The sequence below is a fragment of the Solwaraspora sp. WMMB762 genome (assembly GCF_049179115.1).
Classification (GTDB): domain Bacteria; phylum Actinomycetota; class Actinomycetes; order Mycobacteriales; family Micromonosporaceae; genus Micromonospora_E.
Window position 1 is genome coordinate 1,531,808 of the sequence record NZ_JBMHMD010000001.1, and the last position, 13,504, is coordinate 1,545,311.

The window sequence follows — 13,504 nt, forward strand, 5'->3', positions numbered from 1 at the left end:
CCGGCCGGTAACCGGCCGGCTGCTCATCCGGCGGCCAGCGAGCGACCGCTCAGATATCCGTACGTCATCCCGGCGGCGAGCGTCGCGCCGGCACCCGGATAGCCCGGTCCGAACGGGCTGGCCGCCACGTTCCCGCAGGCATACAGCCCGCCGATCAGCCCACCGTCGACGTCCCGCACCTGGCCGTGCTCGTCGCAGAGCGGGCCGCCCTTGGTACCCAGACAGCCCAGGTGCAGCCGTACCGCGTAGTAGGGACCGTCACCGAGCGGACGTAGATTGCGGTGCGGGGTCACCGTCGGATCGCCCCGGTACCGGTCGTACACGCTCGCGCCCCGACCGAACTGCGGATCCCGGCCCTGTGCGGCGTGCCGATTGAACTCGGCGACCTGCTCGACCAACCCGTCCGGGTCGATGCCGACCGCGCCGGCCAGCTCCGCCAGGGTCGGTGCCGTCGACATCCACCCCGGGGTCGGCGCGTCCGGGGTCGCCGTGGCGACCGAGTACGACGACCGGAACCGGTCGTCGAACACCAGCCAGCAGGGCAGGTTGGCGTACTCGTAGCGGATCGGGTCGAACGTGGCCATCGCCTTGCCGAGGTCGTTGTAGTTCATCGCCTCGTTGGAGAACCGCCGGCCGTGCCGGTTGACGATGATCCCGCCGGGCAGCGCCCGCAGACCTGACGTGGGCCGGAACAGCGGCGCGCCGTCGTAGGTGTCGCCGACCGCGTACACCATCGGCCCCCACCAGGCCTCGTTCATGTTGCCGAGCGCGGCACCGACCTCCATCACCATGCGCAACCCGTCGCCGGCGTTCGCCGGTGGGCTGGCCGGTGCGTCCATCGGTACGCCGAGGAACTGCCCGACCATCGCCGGGTCCCACTCGAACCCGCCGGAGGCCAGCACCACACCCCGCTGCGCGACGATCTCCACCTCGCCGTCGCCGGTGGCCACGGTGATCCCGTCGACCCGTCCGCCGGTGCGCCGCAGCCGGACCGCCCGGGTGTCGGTGTGCACCGTGGCGCCGAGCCGCAGGCAGCCGTACAGCAGCTCACCGACCAGGGCGGCACCCATGCCGACCACGCCCTTCGCGGTGCGTTCGGCGATCAGCGCCCAGTCCCACCGGTCGAGGGTGTCCATCCCCCACTGGTCCAGTTCGAGCTTGGTGACCGGCACCGTCGAATGCGTCGGCCGCAGCTTGCCGCGCAGCTCACCGAGGACGGTCGCGTCGAACAGGTCGCTCTGCAGGGTGCGTCCGCCCGGATGCGCCCCGGGCAACTCCGGCTGGTAGTCGGGGTGCTCCAGGTTCGGGGTGAAGCGCAGCCCGGTGCGCGCCACCACCAGGTCCAGCATCGGGTTGACCTGGTCGACGAAGGCCTCGATGACCCGGTCGGGGACCCGGTCCAGGGCGAGCCGTCGCAGGTAGGTCAGCGCGTCGTCGCGGCTGTCCGGCACGCCCGCCTCGGCCAGCCAGCGGTTCGCCGGCGCCCAGATGGAGCCGCCGGAGACCACGGTGGTGCCGCCGATCACCGGCGCCTTCTCCAGGATGGTGACCTGCAGGCCGGCCGCGGCGGCGGTCAACGCGGCGGTCAGCCCGGCGGCGCCGGTGCCGACCACCACCACATCGGTACGGCGTGGCAACTCGTGCATGGCTCGTCTGCTCCCCTCGTCAGGCGCTGGCCCGCCGGGCTTCGAGTGCCTGGCGGATGTTGCGCAGGAAGTCCTCGGCGGTCGGCTCCACCATCGGCCCCATCAACAGCTCGACCATCGGGGCCATCGGCCCGCCCGGGGTGAGCTGCAGATGGAAACGCAGCCGGGATCGGCCTGTCCGGGGCGGCCCGGCCGATGTCGGCCTGCCCGACACGTGATCACTCGCCTCGGGAGGGTTGGTCGCCGCCGGAGGGTTGGCCGCCGGACCGGCCGGTGGGTGGGTCGCCCGGCGGCGGTTCAACCAGCGCAGCAGGCGGCCTGCCACGGCGAACCTGATCCGGCGCAACAGGCCGGGTCGGGTCTGTTCGTCGCCGCGCTCGGGCCGTCGCTGCTCTCCCGAGGTTGCGGAACCGCCAGCCGGGGAACCGTCAGCCGAGGAACCGTCAGCCGGGCCGGCCGCGGTGGCGTCGCCCGGTCCCGACGGCACGTCGATCGGCTCGATGTCGAAGCTGCCCTGCCCGGTGATCCGCTCGGTCAGCCCGGTGATGGTGAACTCCGCCCGCCGGCCCGGCTCCCAGACGGTGATGTCGGCCTGCAGGTCCACCTCACGGGCGAGGACCCCGACGTCACCGCGCAGCGTCCAGATCGACCGCCGGTCGTCGACCAGGTCCAGCTTCTGAAAACCGACCAGGAAGTGCGCCCAGTTCGGGATCACCTCGACGAACGACCACACCTCGTCGACGCCGACGTCGATGTCCAGGGTGTAGCTCGCCTCAATCATGGTCGGGCCGACCCGGCAGGATGGAGATCGGCTGCTGCCGCATGCTCCAGGTGAACTCGATGTCGATCGCGCCGGCCGGACACTCCACCCGGCAGACGTCGCAGTAGCTGCACTCGTCCGGGTAGCGGACCATCTCCGCCACGCCCCGGTCGATGTGCAGGATGTCGCCCGGACAGACGTCCTGACAGATCCCGCAGAGCGTACAAAGGTTCTCATTGATCCGTGGTGCCATGCCTATCCCACCTTTCCGGCGAGCCGTGCTCCCCGCTCACCGACCAGCTCCACGACCGACCGGTTCTCCAGTTGCGCCGCACGCCAGGACGGGGTCGGCACGGTGTGCTCCAGCACCGGTTGCTCACCGTCGTGTCCGGCGAGGATCGACACGCCGAGCCACCGCTGGTCGTCGGCGCCCGGCCGGTCGGTGCGGTAGTGACCCATCAGGAAGCTGAACCGGCTCTCGTCGCGCTCCAGCGCGACGGCGGTCATCATCTCGTCGAACAGCCGCAGGTCGAACGCCTCATGGGCGCGCATCAGCTCGTGACCGTTACCGGCGTGGACCTCGCCGGCCGCCGCCGCGTATCCGCGCAGGTACTCGGCGGCCTGCCGCAGCCCGATCTCGTTGCGGTCCATCCCCACGTACTTGGTCATCAGGTCCTGCAGCTGGTGCTCGTACTCGCGCCAGCCGATCCCGCTGGTCCGGTTCAGCGGTGCCAGGGTCCGCCGACGTTCGGCGGCCACCGCCGAGGCGTCCAGCACCGGCGCGGCGGCGGACCGGGCGAACTCGGCGGCGGTCCGGCCGATGACGTACCCGCTGGCCAGTGAGCCGGCCAGGGCGTACGCCGGGGTGGCCAGGTCACCGGCGGCGAACAGGCCGGGAACCCGGGTCTGCCCGTCCGCGCCGACCACCACGCCCTTGGGCGATCCGGTGGCCGACCAGGCGCCGTTGAACAGTTCGAACTCGACCGGGTGCCGGGACAGGTCGATGCCGGACTGCTCCAGGAACTCCAGGAACAGCGGGGCGTCGTAGGAGATGTAGTCGCTGATCGCGGCGATCTCGGCGGGCGGCAGGTGGGTGCAGTCGATGTACACCGGACCACGGCCGGCGAGCACCTCACCGGCCGCCTTACCGACGATGCCGAAGCCGAACCGCCGCTCCCCCTCGACGTCCGGCAGGTCGGCGATGAGCTGACCGTTGCCGTTGACCAGCCGGCCACCGGCCTCCAGCAGGTTGCCCATCGCACCGGTGGCGAAGCCACGCGGGAAGAGGAAGGTCCCGAGGAACTCGATGTTGGCGGCCACCGCGCCGGCCCGGGCGGCGAGCGCGAACCCGGTGGTGGCGTGGTAGGGCCGGTGGTAGGTGTGGAACGCGTCGCGCCGGGGCGAGTTGAAGATGACCCGTTCGGCGTTGCCGGTGGCGACGATCACCGCGCCGGCGCGGAAGGTCAGAAACTCGCAGGACCGGATGTCGAAGCCGGTCGCGCCGACCGCCCGGCCGGTGTCGTCGAGCTGCACGCTGGTGGCGTGCACCCCGCCGATGATCCGGACCCGGTCGGTGGCCGCCGCCCGCTCGGCCAGCCGGGGCTTGATGTCGGCGCCGTCGAACTTGAGCACGATCGGACCGGGCGTCCACATCCGGCCGACCCGCTCGTAGTCGCCGTCGGCGTTGCGCAGCGGCACACCGGACTCCTCCAGGAACCGGCAGACCGCCGGCAGCGGTTCGATGCCCAGCGGCCGGGCCACCTCCATGTCGACCAGCCCGAGGGCGATGTCGCAGTACCACTCAGCGAAGACCTCCGGGGTGTCCCAGGGCTCGCCGAGATCCAGGTAGGTGGTGAGGAAGGCCAGTCCCCGGCCGGCGTCGCCGGAGCGCCGTACCGACCGGGTCTTGTCGACCAGGACCACCGAGGCACCCGCCTCCGCGGCCCGCACGGCCGCCACGCAGCCGGCGATTCCCCCACCGATGACGAGTACGTCGGACTCGATCACGTTGCCGTCCACCGGTGCCTCCCTCCTATCGTCGGTGACTCGCCGTAACCGGCGGCCACCAGAAATCGATCATGTCATCGTGCCTGGTCAGCGGGGTCCGACGAGCGGACCGGGTCATATCCACGGCGGCGGTGGCGCGACCACGGCACCGGTCGGCCGGACCGTCAAACGGTCCGCCGGCACTCGCCCGATCAGCCAGCCGAGCAGCTGCCAACCGGCTCCGGACAGCTCCACCGGCCGGACCGGTGCGGTATCACCGGACCCGGCCGCACCGCTGGTCGCCACGCTTCCCGTACCGCTGGTCGCCACGGTTCCCGGACCGGTCCGCCAGACCCGTGGCCGGTCGGTCGCCCGCAGCTCGACCGCCGGGCCGGTACCACGGCCGGTGAAGGTGGCGGTCACCTCGTCCAGCAGCGCGTCGGTGAGCGGACCGGGCAGATCGGCCAGGGTGCCGCCGAGGTCGAGGTCGGCCTGGTGCACCCAGACCTCCCGGACCCGCAGCCAGAGCACCTGGTCGGCGGGGACCTCGCGGCCCTGACCGGTACGGACGGTGGCCGACCAGGCGTCGTCGGGCATGACCCGGACGGCGTCGGCGAGCCGACCCGCCGCACCGGCCAGGTCGGCGCGCAGCTCGTCGGCGCCGCGCCCGGCGCCGGCGTCGATGTCCGCGCCGCGCTGGGCGGCGCTGGCGTACATCGGGGTCGGCACCCCGGTCCGCGCCCAGGTCAACAGGTTCACCAGGGCGTCGGCGTTGCGGGCCAGGTGGGTGACCAGGTGGGCGCGGGTCCAGCCGGGCAGCCGGCTCGGTGCCGCAGCGTCGGCGTCGGTGAGCCGGTCGACCAGTTCCCGGCACCGTTGCTCCCCGGCTGCCAGCCAGCCGCTGACAGCGTCGGACCCCGCGCCGGTCACGGCCGCTCCGCCCGGCAGGTGTTGCGGCACTCGCCGACCCCGCCGATCCGGGTGACCAGCACGTCGCCGTCGGCCAGGTACCAGGGTGGTCTACGGGCGTGGCCCACCCCGCCGGGGGTACCGGTGGCGATCACGTCGCCGGGCCGCAGGGTGCAGATGGTGGACAGGTACGCCACCAGCGCGGGCGGGTCGAAGACCAGTTCGGTGCTGTCGGAGCTCTGCACCACCTCGCCGTTGACCAGGCACTCGACGCTGAGTCCGGTGTCGAGGTCGAGTTCGTCCGGGGTGACCAGGCAGGGTCCGAGCGGGGTGGTCGCCTCGAAGGTCTTGCCGGCCAGCCACTGCGGGGTGCGGTACTGCCAGTCCCGGGCGGTGACGTCGTTGAGCACGGTGTAGCCGGCGATCGCGGCGGCGGCCTGCTCGGGGTCGGCGTGCCGGACCGTGGTGCCGACGACGACCGCGAGTTCGGCCTCCCAGTCCATCGCGGTCGAGGCGGCCGGCAGTACGACCGGGTCGGTGGCCCCGATCAGCGCCGGTGGGTACTTGGCGAAGATCGTCGGATGTTCCGGGAGCTGCCGGCCCATCTCCAGGATGTGCCGGCGGTAGTTCAGCCCGACGCAGATGATCTTCTCCGGTCGGCTGACCAGCGGAGCGTGGTCGAGTCCGTCGACCGGGTGCCGGGTGCCGTCGGCGGCGGCGGCGCGCTGCGCCCAACCGGGGTCGGTGAGCAGCTCGCCGAGGTCGGCGGCGCCGACCTCGACCGCCGCGTCGGCGTCGACCCGGACCACGGCGGTCCGGTCGCCGGTACGGATGGTGGCCAGCCTCACGCCGGATCACCCACCTGGTGCCGGTCCAGGTGCAGGGCCTGGTAGCTGGGTGCGTCGCTGAACCGGAACAGGTCGGCGCCGTCCGGTGACCGCAGGCTCACCGGGCACCAGGACGGTACGGCGAACAGATCGCCGGTGCCGACCTGGTGTTCCCGGCCGTCCAGCAGCACGGTGGCCTGCCCGCTGAAGACCTGCCACACCGAGGAGCCGACCTCCCGGCGGGTCGCCGTGGCGGTCCCGGCGGCCAGCCGGTGCATCTCCAGGCGCAGCGTCGCCAGGGCGTCGCGGCCGGTGGTCGGGTTGACGAACCGTACCGCCGCGTGGCCGGGCTCGACGAGCGCCGGATGTCCTTCGTCGGCGAGCTCCAGCTGCGCGGTGAGCGCGGCGTCGGTGTGCGTCCAGCGGTACGCCGGCAGCGGCGAGTGAACGGTGTCCGCCCCGGCCGACAGTGGGCGCAGCCCGGGGTGGGCCCAGAGCCGTTCGCCCCGCGAGACGGCCGGGGTCGACGTGTCGGTGAGCTGGTCCGGGCCGAACTCGAAGAACCCGGCGTCGAGTTGAGCGTTCAACGGGATGTCGAGTCCGTCCAGCCAGACCATCGCGGTGTCGGCGGTGTTGTGGTGCTCATGCCAGGCCCAGCCCGGGGTCAGCAGCAGGTCACCCCGGCGCATGGCGACCGGGTCGCCGTCGACCACCGTCCAGACGCCTTCCCCGTCGAGCACGAAACGGAACGCGTTCTGGCTGTGCCGGTGGGCCGGGGCGACCTCGCGGGGCCCGAGGTACTGCACCGCCGCCCAGAGGGTGGCGGTGGCGAACGGGTCGCCGGGCAGGCCGGGGTTGGCCAGGGCGATGGCCCGTCGTTCGCCGCCACGGCCGACCGGGACGAGGTCACCGGCGCGGGCGGCGAGCGGCAGCAGCCGGTCCCACGGCCAGACGTGGGGTACCGCCCGGGGTGTCGGGGCGACCGGCATCAGACCGTCCCGCACGGTCCACAGCGGTTTGAGTCCAGCGGCGTCGAAGTCGGTGTAGAGCTGCTGCAAAGCGCGGTCCTGCACCGTGCCGGCAGCGGCCTCGGAGTCCAGGTCAACCATGTCGCCAGGTTAGGAACCTTCTTTACGACGGAATGATCACGTGGTCATAATTCTCGGGTGCAGAACGCCGTGCCGTACCCCATCGAGTCCGTCGACAACGCCCTGCGCCTGATCCTGCTGCTGCGGGAGCGGTCCCGGCTCGGCGTGGCCGAGGCCGCCCGCCACCTCGGGGTGGCGCCGTCCACCGCGCACCGGCTGCTCGGCATGTTGAAGCATCACGGCTTCGCCGTCCAGGACGGCCGGCGGGCGTACCTGCCCGGCCCGGTCTTCGCCGACCTGGGGCTGCTCGCCGGCCGGTCCGGCCCGGACCTGCGTACCGTGGTGCGGCCGCATCTGGAGCGGCTCAGCGGTGAGCTGCAGGAGACGGTGCACCTGGCGGTGCTGCAGGGCACCGCGGTCCGGTTCCTCGACGGGGTGGAGGCCACCCACGGTCTGCGGGTCGGTTCCCGGGCCGGGATGTCGATGCCGGCGCACTGCACCTCCGGGGGCAAGGTGCTGCTCGCCCAGCTCAGCCCGGCGGAGCTGGAGGTGCTCTATCCCCGAGGGCTGCCGGCGGTGTACGGCCCCGCGGTCGAGGATCTCGCCACCCTGCGTCGCCAGTTGACCACCGCACGCCGTCTCGGCTACGCGGTGAACCGCGAGGAGAGCGAGCGGGGCATCACCGGGATCGGGGTCTGCCTGCGCGACACGACGGGCCGGGTGCGCGGCGCGCTGGCGGCCGGGATGCCCACCGCGCGTTGCCCGAACACCCGAATCCCCGAGGTCGCGACGGCGCTGCGAACTGCCGCCGGGCTGATCGCCACCGAGCTGGGCGGGCACTGACCCCGGCATCGGGCTGCAACATCGGCGCAACATGCCGTTGACGAAGCAAGCGCTTTGTTGGTAGCTTCCTCGCCTACTCTCGCCGGCGCCGTGCCGTGCCGCACCGCTGGTAGAGCAACTGCCGCCTACCGAAGGTGGGACCGAAAAGTGAGATCCCTACACCGCACACTCGCGCCGTTGCTGGCGTTGTCCCTGCTGCCGCTCGCCGCTTGCAGCACCAGTTCCGATACCGACTCCGACACCACCGACGACAACGCCACCGCCGCGCCCGGCTGCCCGCCGGCGACGTCGGGCACGGTGGCCCACGACCCGACCGCGATCCTCAAGTACGGCAGCGTGCCGGCCAGCTCGCTCGACCCGATCCGGATGGTCGAGGCCAACGAGATCACCGTGCTGCAGACGATCTTCGACCCGCTGGTCAAGCTCGACGCCAACGACCAACCCATCCCTGGACTGGCCACCGAGTGGAGCGTCGTCGAGGACAACGTCATGGAGTTCAAGCTCCGCGACGGCGTCGTCTTCTCCGACGGCACCCCGTTCGACGCCGAGGCGGTGCGCTTCAACATCGACCGGGCGATGAACGACGAGGAGTCGAACATCAAGGGCGACCTGGCCAACGTCCAGGCCGTCGAGGTGGTCGACGACCTCACCGTACGGTTCGAGCTGGATCCGCCGAACCCGGCCGCCTTCCCGATCGTCCTGTCCGACCGGCCCGGGCTGATGGCCTCGCCCACCGCCGTACAGGCCGCCGGCTCCTCGACGGCGTTCAGCGACGCCCCGGTCGGCGCCGGCCCGTACGCCGTCGAAGGCCCCTGGTACGCCCGGGAGAAGGTCAGTGTCCGGGCCTGGGACGGCTACTGGAACGCGCAGGAGCGGCTGCTCGGCGGGATCGACTTCATCGAGACCTCCACCGACGCCAGCCTCGGCGCGCTGCAGGCCGGTGACCTGGACGTGCAGTACATCGAGGACGACAAGGTCGCCGCGGCCTGCGCCGACGACCGGCTACGGGTGATGTCCTCGTCGACCAACGAGGTCCGCGCGCTGCTGATCAACCAGGCGATGGAGCCGTTCGACGATGTGCGGGTCCGGCAGGCCCTGCAGTACGCCCTGAACCGCGAGGCGATCACCGAGGCGCTGACCGACGGCCGGTCCGAGGCGGCCACCCAGTGGTTCCCGGAGGGATCGGTGCCGTACTCGCCCGAGTTGGCCGACGCCTACCCGTACGACCCGGACCGGGCCCGGGAGTTGCTGGCCGAGGCCGGCTATCCGGACGGGGTGACCTTCACCGCCGAGATCGGTGGCACCTTCACCGCGTACGTCCGGATGGGTGAGCTGGTGCAGGCACAGCTGGAGCAGGCCGGGTTCACCATGGACCTGCAGCTGATCGACCCGGCGCAGATGCTGGCCCGGCTGTACGGCACCGCCGACTCGCCGCCGCAGATCGCCGCCGCGCCGCTGGCCATGGCACCGGCCCGGTCACCGTCCAGCCGGTTCCGGGAACGGTTCTTCGAGGACGGCCGGTACAACCCGTCCGGCGAGACCATCCCCGGTCTGCGCGACCTGGTCGTCCAGGCGGACGCCGCGGTCGACCCAGACGAGCGGGCCGACCTGCTGCGCCAGGCGGCCACCCTGGTCTCCGAGGAGGCCGCCGCCGGGGTGCCGTTGTTCTTCGTCGCCGGGCACACCGCGATGGGTGCCCACGTCGGCGGGGTGCAGCGCGGCTCCACCCGGTCGAACATGATCTTCGACGGGTTGTACATCACCGAGGGCCGGGTGCCGGTCGGCTGACCACCCGGACCGCCTTGCGCGGGCGGACGCACCAGCGGCGCCGTGGGATCCGTCGGACGGATCCCACGGCGCTGTGGCGTGCCGGGTGCCGGTCGGCCGGCCAGCAGGAACACCCCGCTCGGCGGTGTGCGGATGTGGGTGGATCGAAAGACGGTGGCCGGTCAGGCCAGCGCGCCGCCGTCGGCGCGCAGCACGCTGCCGGCGACGAACGACGCGTCCGGCGAGGCCAGGAACGCGATGGTACGGGCGATCTCAGCCGGTTCGGCCCGCCGGCCGGGCGGCCGCGCCGGGGCCGGGCCGGCGGCCGCACCGCCGGGCGGCCGCGCCGGGTCACCGCCGGCCAGCGCGGCCCGCATCCCGTCGGCCAGCCGGGTCCGCACCGCGCCGGGGCAGAGCACGTTGATCCGTACGCCGGCTGGGCCGTACTCGGCGGCCAGCGAGCGCATCAGCGCGATCAGCCCGCCTTTGGACGCCGCGTAAACCGCGCTGCCGGACCAGCCGTGCAGCCCGGCCACCGAGGAGACCGCCACGACGGTGCCGCCGGTGGCCACCAGGTGCGGCATCGCGGCCTGGGCGAGCAGGAACGGCGCCCGCAGGTTGACGTCGAGCACCCGGTCCCACTCGGCGACGGTGACCGCCTCGGACGGTCCGGCCTGGCCCACCCCGGCGACCAGGGCGAGCACGTCGATCCGGCCGTACCGGCGCTGGCAGGTCTCGACGACGGTGGCCGCCGCCGCAGGCTCGGCCAGGTCGGCGGTGAGCGTCCCGACCCGGCCGCCGCCGGCTCCCACCCGCTCGCGCAGCGCGGCTAGGCCGTCGGGGTCGACGTCCACCCCGAGTACGGTGTCGCCGAGCGCGGCGAGGTGCTCGGCGGTGGCCTGGCCGATGCCGGCGGCGGCCCCGGTGACCACCGCCACCCGTGGCTCAGCCATCCAGCACCGCCCGCAGCACGGCGAACGCCTGAGCGGTCGCGGTCCGGCCGGTGTCCAACTGGTGCCACTGGGTGAAGAAGCCGTGCACCACACCGGGATGGCTGGCCAGGGTCACCGCGACCCCGGCGGCCCGCAGCCGGGCCGCGTACGCCTCGTTCTCGCTGCGCAGCGGGCAGTGCTCGGCGGTGACCAGGTAGGTCGGCGGCAGGCCGGCAAGGTCGCCGGCGCGCAGCGGGCAGGCCGCCGGCTGGTCCGGGTCGGCGTCGCCCAGGTACTGGTGCCAGTACCAGCGCAGGTGGTCGACAGTGACCGCGTACCCGTGGCCGTTGCTGCGGTAGGAGTCGGTGTCGAACCGGTGGTCGAGCATCGGGTAGACCAGCAGTTGGTACGCCAGGGCTGGACCGCCGCGCGCGACGGCGAGCTGGGCGGTGACCGCGGCGAGGTTGCCGCCGGCGCTGTCGCCGGCCACCGCGATCCGCGCCGGGTCGACGCCCAGCGCGGCGGCGTTGTCGGCGGTCCAGGCGGTCGCGGCGTAGGCGTCCTCGGCGGCGGCCGGGAAGCGGTGTTCGGGGGCGAGCCGGTAGTCGACCGACACCACCACCGCGCCGCTGTCGCGGGCCATCAGCCGGCACAGCCCGTCGTGGGTGTCCAGCGAGCAGAACGTGAAGCCGCCGCCGTGGCAGAACACCACCGCCGGCTGCGGCCGCCCGGTCGGCGCCGGGTGGTAGACCCGTACCCGGGGACCGGCCGGACCGGCACGGTGCTCGGCGACCCGGTGCACCGGCGGACCGGGCGGCGGGTTGCCCGGGCGGGTGGCGAGAATCCGCCGCGCCTCGGCGGCGTCGTACACCTCGGTACCGAGCGCCGGCATCCGCCGGGCGGCCGCCGTGACAGCGGCGGCGGACTGCGGATCGAGTGCCATGGGTCAGACCACCGGGTCACTGGTCGGCGTCGGGTCGGGTGCCGGGTACGGGTCGGGTGCCGGGTCGTCGAAGCGCAGGCCCGGGTAGCCGGCCGCCGCGATCTCGTCGCACCGCCGCCGGTAGCGGTCCAGCCCGCCGACGTACGGCAGGAAGACCCGGGGTTTGCCGGGCACGTTCGCGCCGATGAACCACGAGTCGGCCTGCGGGTAGAGGGTGGCCGCCGCGAGGTCGGCGACGTGCGCCACCCACGCGTCCTGGTGGCCGGGGTCGGCCTCCACCCGGGTCACTCCCCGGTCACGCAGGTGCCCGAGCAGCTCGGCGAGCCATTCGACGTGCTGCTCGATTGCCATGATCACGTTGACCAGCACCGACGGGCTGCCCGGTCCGGTTACGGTGAACATGTTCGGAAAGCCGGCGACGGCCAGCCCGAGGTAGCTGCGCGGCCCGTCGGCCCACACCTGGCGCAGCGACCGCCCGCCCCGACCCCGGATGTCGATGCGGGTCAGCGCTCCGGTCATCGCGTCGTAACCGGTGGCGAAGACGACCGCATCGACCGGGTACTCCCGGCGGCTGGTCCGCACCCCGCCCGGGGTCAGCTCGACGATCGGCTCGGACCGTACGTCGACCAGGTCGACGTCATCGCGGTTGAAGGTCTCGAAGTACCCGGTGTCGCGGCAGATCCGCTTCGTCCCGATCGGGTGGCCCTGCGGGCAGAGCAGTTCGGCGACGACCGGGTCGGTCACCGTGGCCCGGATCTTCTCCCGGACGAAGTCGGCCACCGCCCGGTTGGCGTCGGCGTCGGTCAGCACGTCGGTGAACGCGGTCAGGAAGGACACCTCACCATCGCGCCAGCGCTGTTCCAGCTCGGCCCGGCGGACCTGCTCCGGGACCTGCAGCACCCCCTTGCCGGTCCGCCGGTGCAGCGCCCGAGGGTTGTCCCGCATCATCGCCCGGATCTGCGGGTACCGGGCCTTGACGTCGGCCTGTTCGCCGGGCAGCAGCGGCCGGTTGCGGGTGGGCAGGCTGAAATTGGCGGTCCGTTGGAAGACCGTCAGGTGTGCCGCCTGCTCGGCGATCGGCGGGATCACCTGGATGCCGGACGAGCCGGTGCCGACGACCGCGACCCGCTGGCCGGTGAAGTCGACCTCGTGGTGCGGCCACTGTCCGGTGTGGTAGATCGGGCCGGTGAAGTCGCGCTGGCCGGGCCAGTCCGGGGTCCGGGCGGCGGACAGGCAGCCGACGGCGGTGATCAGGAACCGGCCGACGAAGGTCCGCCCGCCATCTGCGCGCAGCCGCCACAGCCCGGCCCGCTCGTCGAAGTCGGCCGTCCGGATCCGGGTGTCGAAGGTGATGTCGCGGCGCAGGTCGAACCGGTCGGCGACATGTTCGGCGTAGCGCAGGATCTCCGGCTGGGCGGCGAACCGCTCGGTCCATTCCCACTCCTGCTGCAGCGGCTCGGAAAACGAGTAGGAGTACTCCAGGCTCGCCACGTCGCAGCGGGCACCGGGGTACCGGTTCCAGTACCAGGTGCCGCCGACGCTGCCAGCCGCCTCGACCGCGTGCACGGTGAAGCCGAGCGCGCGCAGCTTGTGGATCAGGTACATCCCGGCGAACCCGGCCCCGACGACCAGCACGTCGTACCGGTCCGCCGGACCGGCGGGGTCGTCGACCGCGGTGTCCGTCGTCATCCCGGCCGACGCTAGCCAACAAAGCGCTTGTTCGTCAACGCGCGGCTCGCTGCGACGACATGCAGGCGGACGGGGCGCAGGGCCGGGCACCGGCCGGCGCGGGTCGGCACCGCT

General features: G+C 72.9%; 12 protein-coding genes. 2 read left to right on the forward strand and 10 right to left on the reverse strand.

Going from position 1 to position 13,504, the window contains the following annotated elements; translation table 11 throughout:
• Window positions 1-23 precede the first annotated feature (23 nt).
• From ACN27J_RS06855 to ACN27J_RS06885, 7 genes are all read right to left on the reverse strand, one after another.
• Window positions 24-1,646 carry an FAD-dependent oxidoreductase gene (locus ACN27J_RS06855; RefSeq protein WP_421364604.1) on the reverse strand — a complete coding sequence of 541 codons (1,623 nt, stop codon included), beginning with the start codon at window positions 1,644-1,646 and terminating at the stop codon, window positions 24-26.
• A gap of 19 nt (window positions 1,647-1,665) precedes the next feature.
• Entirely contained in the window at window positions 1,666-2,427 is a 762-nt protein-coding gene (locus ACN27J_RS06860) for a hypothetical protein (RefSeq protein WP_421364605.1), read from the reverse strand.
• The gene (locus ACN27J_RS06865; protein WP_123602230.1) at window positions 2,420-2,659 is read right to left on the reverse strand and encodes a 4Fe-4S dicluster domain-containing protein; all 240 of its coding nucleotides are present in this window, start codon (window positions 2,657-2,659) and stop codon (window positions 2,420-2,422) included. Before ACN27J_RS06865 ends, ACN27J_RS06860 begins: the two co-directional genes overlap by 8 nt.
• Before the next feature lie 2 nt (window positions 2,660-2,661).
• Window positions 2,662-4,425, reverse strand: coding sequence for an FAD-dependent oxidoreductase (locus tag ACN27J_RS06870; protein WP_421364606.1), 1,764 nt, complete (start codon window positions 4,423-4,425; stop codon window positions 2,662-2,664).
• 102 nt (window positions 4,426-4,527) lie between these two features.
• Entirely contained in the window at window positions 4,528-5,322 is a 795-nt protein-coding gene (locus tag ACN27J_RS06875; protein WP_421364607.1) for a maleylpyruvate isomerase N-terminal domain-containing protein, read from the reverse strand.
• Window positions 5,319-6,149 (reverse strand): fumarylacetoacetate hydrolase family protein, encoded by an 831-nt coding sequence (locus ACN27J_RS06880; protein WP_421364609.1) that lies wholly within the window; start codon window positions 6,147-6,149, stop codon window positions 5,319-5,321. The genes ACN27J_RS06875 and ACN27J_RS06880 overlap by 4 nt, the downstream gene beginning before the upstream one ends.
• Window positions 6,146-7,237 (reverse strand): cupin domain-containing protein, encoded by a 1,092-nt coding sequence (locus tag ACN27J_RS06885; RefSeq protein WP_421364611.1) that lies wholly within the window; start codon window positions 7,235-7,237, stop codon window positions 6,146-6,148. Before ACN27J_RS06885 ends, ACN27J_RS06880 begins: the two co-directional genes overlap by 4 nt.
• 57 nt (window positions 7,238-7,294) lie before the next feature.
• Between ACN27J_RS06885 and ACN27J_RS06890 the strand changes: the two genes are divergently transcribed.
• Together ACN27J_RS06890 and ACN27J_RS06895 are read left to right on the forward strand one after the other, a co-directional pair.
• On the forward strand, window positions 7,295-8,059 hold the full coding sequence (locus ACN27J_RS06890) for an IclR family transcriptional regulator (protein WP_421364613.1): 765 nt from the start codon (window positions 7,295-7,297) through the stop codon (window positions 8,057-8,059).
• A gap of 147 nt (window positions 8,060-8,206) precedes the next feature.
• Window positions 8,207-9,847 (forward strand): ABC transporter substrate-binding protein, encoded by a 1,641-nt coding sequence (locus ACN27J_RS06895; protein WP_421364615.1) that lies wholly within the window; start codon window positions 8,207-8,209, stop codon window positions 9,845-9,847.
• A 161-nt stretch (window positions 9,848-10,008) separates the two neighbouring features.
• Here ACN27J_RS06895 and ACN27J_RS06900 read toward each other — a convergent pair whose 3' ends face one another.
• From ACN27J_RS06900 to ACN27J_RS06910, 3 genes are read right to left on the reverse strand one after another with little or no spacing between them, the layout of a single operon-like run.
• On the reverse strand, window positions 10,009-10,779 hold the full coding sequence (locus tag ACN27J_RS06900; RefSeq protein ID WP_421364617.1) for an SDR family NAD(P)-dependent oxidoreductase: 771 nt from the start codon (window positions 10,777-10,779) through the stop codon (window positions 10,009-10,011).
• Window positions 10,772-11,701: an alpha/beta hydrolase gene (locus ACN27J_RS06905; RefSeq protein ID WP_421364619.1), complete on the reverse strand. Its 930-nt coding sequence runs from the start codon at window positions 11,699-11,701 to the stop codon at window positions 10,772-10,774. The genes ACN27J_RS06900 and ACN27J_RS06905 overlap by 8 nt, the downstream gene beginning before the upstream one ends.
• 3 nt (window positions 11,702-11,704) lie before the next feature.
• A complete protein-coding gene (locus ACN27J_RS06910; RefSeq protein ID WP_421364621.1) occupies window positions 11,705-13,390 on the reverse strand; it encodes a flavin-containing monooxygenase in 1,686 nt (561 codons plus the stop codon).
• Between the last annotated feature and the right edge of the window lie 114 nt (window positions 13,391-13,504).